This is a genomic window from Paraglaciecola marina (assembly GCF_004360155.1).
Taxonomy (GTDB): Bacteria; Pseudomonadota; Gammaproteobacteria; order Enterobacterales; family Alteromonadaceae; genus Paraglaciecola; species Paraglaciecola marina.
In genome coordinates this window covers 36,882-42,881 of the sequence record NZ_SAIS01000034.1, presented here as the reverse complement: position 1 = coordinate 42,881, position 6,000 = coordinate 36,882, and the positions used below count along the sequence as shown (strand labels likewise).

The 6,000-nt window shown below is 43.7% G+C and carries 4 protein-coding genes; 1 reads left to right on the top strand and 3 read right to left on the bottom strand.

From position 1 onward, the window contains the following. Positions 1-206: 206 nt before the first annotated feature. From gcvP to gcvT, 3 genes are all read right to left on the bottom strand, one after another. Positions 207-3,113, bottom strand: a complete 2,907-nt coding sequence (gcvP, locus tag EOK74_RS19725; protein ID WP_133471834.1) for an aminomethyl-transferring glycine dehydrogenase — start codon at positions 3,111-3,113, stop codon at positions 207-209. Between the two features lie 143 nt (positions 3,114-3,256). Continuing rightward, positions 3,257-3,643: a glycine cleavage system protein GcvH gene (gcvH, locus tag EOK74_RS19720; RefSeq protein ID WP_133471833.1), complete on the bottom strand. Its 387-nt coding sequence runs from the start codon at positions 3,641-3,643 to the stop codon at positions 3,257-3,259. 55 nt (positions 3,644-3,698) lie between these two features. Next, the gene (gcvT, locus tag EOK74_RS19715) at positions 3,699-4,778 is read right to left on the bottom strand and encodes a glycine cleavage system aminomethyltransferase GcvT (RefSeq protein WP_133471832.1); all 1,080 of its coding nucleotides are present in this window, start codon (positions 4,776-4,778) and stop codon (positions 3,699-3,701) included. 146 nt (positions 4,779-4,924) lie between these two features. Between gcvT and EOK74_RS19710 the strand changes: the two genes are divergently transcribed. Further along, positions 4,925-5,773 carry a LysR family transcriptional regulator gene (locus EOK74_RS19710; RefSeq protein ID WP_133471831.1) on the top strand — a complete coding sequence of 283 codons (849 nt, stop codon included), beginning with the start codon at positions 4,925-4,927 and terminating at the stop codon, positions 5,771-5,773. The last annotated feature ends 227 nt before the right edge of the window (positions 5,774-6,000 follow it).

The window sequence follows — 6,000 nt, the reverse complement described above, 5'->3', positions numbered from 1 at the left end:
TTTGAAACCCGCAATGGATTGCGGTGAACGAAGTGAATGCCTTGTGTGCGTAGCGCATGCTTAATGAGCGAAGTGAATAGTCTCAATGCGCGCAGCACATAACCAGTGCACGAAGTGCATGCTCTGTGTGCGTAGCGCATGCCCTATGGCGCAGCCATAAAAAAAGGCGAGCTACCTGCTCGCCTCAATCAATTTTTTAAACATCCCTAATCTTGATAACTCTCAATACTTGGGCATTCACAAAATAAATTTCTATCCCCGTATACATCATCAATACGATTCACACTTGGCCAGAATTTATTACGTTTTACCGCTTCTACTGGATAGGCTGCTAACTGCCTGTCGTAGCTGCGGGTCCATTCGCTATCACAAATATCATCTAAAGTATGGGGGGCATTGTGTAATGGGTTGTCGATTACGTCCCATTCGCCTGTTTCTACTTTAGCGATTTCATAACGAATATTCACCATGGCTTCGATAAACCTGTCCAACTCTGCTTTGGCTTCAGATTCAGTAGGCTCAATCATTAAGGTGCCTGCCACAGGGAAGCTCATAGTAGGCGCGTGGAATCCGTAGTCGTTGAGGCGCTTGGCTACGTCCATCTCGGTTACCCCAGAGCTTTCTTTAAGTGGGCGCAGGTCAATAATACATTCGTGCGCCACGCGGTTATTGCGGCCGCGGTATAACACAGGGTAATGAGCTGATAGTTTGTCTGCTACGTAGTTGGCATTTAGCATGGCAACTTCGGTGGCTTTTTTAAGGCCTGCGCTGCCCATCATTTTGATGTACATATAGCTAATTGGCAGTATTGACGCACTACCCCATGGCGCAGCCGATACCGCTCCATGCTCACGTACTTGGCCATCACCTGCGTTTTCGACCCCTATCACTTTATGGTTTGGTAAAAATGGCGCTAGATGGGCTTTTACACCTATTGGTCCCATACCTGGGCCACCGCCACCGTGGGGAATACAAAAGGTTTTGTGAAGGTTAAGGTGCGACACGTCTGAACCAATAAAGCCTGGTGATGTTACCCCAACTTGAGCGTTCATGTTTGCGCCATCCATATACACCTGGCCGCCAAACTCGTGCACTATGTCGCACATTTCTTTGATGGTTTCTTCGTATACACCGTGGGTAGACGGATAAGTGATCATGGCGCAAGACAGGTTATCTGCCACTTCTGCGGCTTTAGTGCGTAAATCAGCTAAATCAACGTTACCGTCTTTATCACAGGCAACCACTACTACCTTCATACTCACCATTTGGGCAGATGCTGGGTTGGTACCATGGGCAGAGCTTGGGATTAAACAAATATTACGATGCCCTTCACCGCGGCTTTCGTGATATTTTTGAATGGTGATGAGGCCTGCGTATTCACCTTGTGCCCCTGAGTTTGGTTGCATTGATAAGGCATCGTAACCGGTAATGTCAATTAACCACTCGCTTAGCTCGTCCATCATTTGTTTGTAGCCTTGAGCTTGCTCGATTGGTGCAAACGGGTGTAGTTGCCCAAACTCTGGCCAAGTTACCGGTAGCATTTCTGCTGTGGCGTTTAGCTTCATGGTGCAAGAGCCAAGTGAAATCATGGAGTGGTTTAGAGCTAGGTCTTTGTCTTCCAATGATTTGATATAACGCAGCATTTCTGTTTCGCTGTGGTAGCTGTTAAATACCGGGTGCGTCATAAAGTCAGATGTTCTTAGCAAATTAGCAGGAATAGATTGGCTGCCATTGGCAACTATGTCTTTATCAAAGGCATCTATATCTAGCTCTACATTTGCTCCTACAAAGGCTTGGTATACGGCTTGTAGGTCTTCGCGACTAGTGGTTTCGTCAATGCTAATGCCTAACGCTCCGTCAAGGTCGCTACGTAGGTTTAAGTTACTCGCTAAGGCTGCCGCCAAAATTTTATCTTTGTTAGCACTCACTTTCACTGAAAGTGTATCAAACCAAGTATTGTTAACCAGTTCAAAGCCTGACTTTTGCAGCCCCGCAGCTAGGATATCGGCAAATCTATGAACCCGAGATGCAATAGTTTTAAGGCCTACTGGGCCATGATACACGGCATAAAACGATGCCATATTGGCTAATAATACTTGGGCGGTACATATGTTTGAGTTGGCTTTTTCGCGGCGAATATGTTGCTCACGGGTTTGCAATGCCATGCGCAGCGCTGGGCGACCTCGAGTGTCTTTAGATACACCAATAATACGCCCGGGCAATGAGCGCTTGTAGCTATCGCGGGTAGCAAAAAATGCAGCATGTGGCCCGCCATATCCCATAGGTACACCAAAACGCTGGGCGCTACCTAATACAACATCAGCCCCTAATTCACCCGGAGGAGTCAGCAAGGTTAAGCTTAGTAAATCAGCGGCAACGGCAACAATACCTTTGTTGCTTTGAACTGCAGCGATAATCTCTGAAATATCGTTAATTGCTCCAGATGTGCCGGGGTATTGCAACAAGGCACCAAATATATCGTTGTCACTGGCCTTAGCCGCTGGGCCTACTATGATATTAAAGCCAAACATATCGGCACGGGTTTGCACTACGTCTAAGGTTTGTGGGTGTACATCGTCAGCCACATAAAAACTGTTGGCTTTACGGTTTTTAGACATACGCTTGGCAAGGCCCATTGCTTCGGCAGCTGCGGTGGCTTCATCTAGTAATGAAGCAGACGCGAGCTCCATGCCTGTTAAATCAATAGTCACTTGTTGAAAGTTTAATAAGGCTTCTAATCTGCCTTGGGCAATCTCTGGTTGATAAGGGGTATAAGCTGTGTACCAGCCTGGGTTTTCAAGAACATTACGCAGAATAACGTTAGGCGTTAGGGTGTCGTAGTAACCCATACCAATAAACGAGCGCATCACTTTGTTTTTGCTTGCGACATTTTTTAAATAAGCTAATGCGTTAGCTTCTGTTTCACCCTCGCCTACTTTCAAAGATTCGGCTAAGCGGATCCCCTCAGGTACTGTTTGCTGCATGAGGTCATCTAGTGATGTGGCTCCGATGTCAGACAACATAGCTGCCATTTCTGTGTCACTTGGGCCTATGTGACGACGGACAAAATCTTGGGTTTGTTCAAGTTGAGATAGAGAGTGAGTGACAGACATGGCTAACTAATAATTCCTAATAAGAGGCAGTAGACCAAAGTTTATGCACTTTGGCCTTAGGGCTAAAATGTGTAAAACAAAACAGCAGCGTTAGGTGCTAAAAAGAAGTACCAAACAATTGGGCAATACTTGCCCTAGGCTTGCTATTCTTCGATGTTGCCTTCGTATGCTTCAGCGTCTAACAAGGCATTCACTTCTTCTGGGTCTTCAGCTTTGATTTTAAACAGCCAACCATCACCGTAAGCATCTGAGTTTACAAGTTCAGGAGAATCTTCTAGCTCTTCATTCACAGCAACTATTTCACCGCTGATCGGTGCATATACATCAGACGCAGCTTTTACAGACTCAGCGACAGCGACATCGTCACCCGAACCAACTTCAGAGCCGATTTCTGGTAATTCAACAAACACCATATCACCCAGTAATGATTGGGCGTGGTCACTAATACCTACGGTAAATACACCATCGCCGTCTGGACGAACCCATTCATGGGTACTTGCGTAACGTAATTCTGTTGGGATATTGCTCATCTTAGTTCCTAGTTTTTATTTAGTTTGATGTAATTTTGCTTGTTATTAATGACAGTTATAAGACACTTTTACCATTTCTGACAAAGCTGGGTTTGACCACTTTCACTGTAACCCACTTTTTACGGATTTCAACTTCTGCGTCAGCTTCGACACTCGCAGGAACTCTGGCCATGGCAATGCTGTGACCTAATGTTGGTGAGAAGCTACCCGAAGTAATAACCCCCTCGCCACCTGCTACTTTTACTTTTTGGCCAGCTCGTAATACGCCTTTATCGGTCATCACTAAGCCTACTAATTTTTCAGTGCCTTGCGCTTTTTGCTGCTCAAGTGCGCTACGGCCAACAAAGTTTCTATCACTTGGCTCCCAAGTGATTGTCCAGCCCATATTGGCGGCAAGAGGTGATATGGTTTCGTCCATATCTTGACCGTACAAATTCATACCCGCTTCTAATCGCAAAGTATCTCTGGCTCCTAGCCCACAAGGTACCACGCCTGCGTCTAACAGCTTTTGCCAAAAGTCTGCGGCATCATCAACAGGCACCATGATTTCGTAGCCTGCCTCGCCTGTGTATCCGGTGGTGGCAATAAATAAGTCTTCAGCTTGCACACCGTAAAATGGCTTCATATCTGCAACTGACTCGACTTGAGCGGCTGAAAAAAGCTTCGCTGCTTTAGCTTTAGCATCTGGGCCTTGAACCGCAATCATTGCAAACTCTGGGCGCTCGGTAATAGTGACGTCAAAATCAGATGCTTGAGAATTCAACCAGTTCATGTCTTTTTCACGGGTAGCAGAGTTAACCACTAGGCGATAATTAGTCACGTCAAAATAATAAACAATTAAATCATCTACCACACCGCCAGTTTCATTCAACATACCGCTGTATAATGCTTTTCCTTTGTCTTGTAGCTTGGCCACATCGTTAGCCAACAAAAAACGTAAGTAAGCTTGAGCTTGGTTACCAGTAATATCAACGATTGTCATGTGAGACACATCAAACATGCCTGCGCCTTGTCTTACAGCGTGATGCTCTTCAATTTGAGAGCCATAATTAATTGGCATTTCCCAACCATGAAAATCCACCATTTTAGCACCAGACGCTAAGTGCAGAGCATGTAAAGCTGTTTTATTTGGCATGTGATTTAATGTCCATTGAAAATAGATTGAGCTGAGTATATGCACTGAGATTATTCACAACAAATTGAAAGTTTTAATCTATACATTTATATTTTTAATGTATTATTAAATAAGCATTTAAAACTCTTATTTATCAAGGCCTAACTTTGAGACAACTATCACTCGATAATTTACGCACTTTTGTCACAGTAGTAGATTTAGGTGGTTACGCTAAAGCGGGTGAAATGCTAGGGCGTTCTCAACCCGCTATCAGCTTACAAATTAAGCGCCTAGAGCAACAACTCACAAAACGCCTTTTTCATAAACAAGGTCAACGGCAGGTTGTTAATCAAGATGGCCTTGCTTTATATCAACAAGCACGAACCATGCTTGCTCTAAACGATAATATATTTAAACAGTTTCAGCCTACTGGTTTAAAAGGGCGTTTACGTTTGGGTATACCCAGTGAGTTTGCAACAACTTTATTACCTAATATTATTGGTGAATTTGGCAAACTCTACCCTGATGTATCCCTTGAGGTCACGTCAGCGTTGAGCAAATCTTTGTTAGCCAAAGATACCTCTGAGTCGTTTGATTTAATTATGGCATTAGTGGATCCAAACGAATCCTTTGATGGTCAAATACTATTACACGATGATTTAGTATGGGTAGGTGACAAAGCATTAGGATTACAAACTCAAGCATTATCCTTAGTACTTGCTCCAAACGGGTGTGTATACAGAAGTAGAGTAATCAGTAAACTAAAACAACAAACTCAAAAATGGAAAATAAGCTACACCAATGCAGACTTAACTGGGATCACTGCCGCAATAAAACAGGGCCTTGGTATTACCGCTCTAGCTAAAAGCAGTGTTCCTGAGCAGTTAGATATAATTAAACATAAAAGCTTACCTGAGTTAGGTAAGATCAAAATTTGTTTATTTAGTGGTAATTCTGCGCACCCACAAGCCAGCGCTAAACTTGCCGAGTTTATTCAATCTAAGTTGACCCGCTAAAGGCCACAATTAGTCTACTAAAACTAAAAAAGCCGATTACTAAATTTTAGTAATCGGCTTTTTTAATTCATTTCTATACACAATGAACATTATCCATTATGTTGCAGCAGAAATATCAACACACATGTTATGCAAACTAAAAGAACTAACTCTCTTCTATGATACTTGCCATGGTAATAAGCTTTCCGTCGTTCCTTGATAACAAAATTACTGGGATCTCCTTCAGA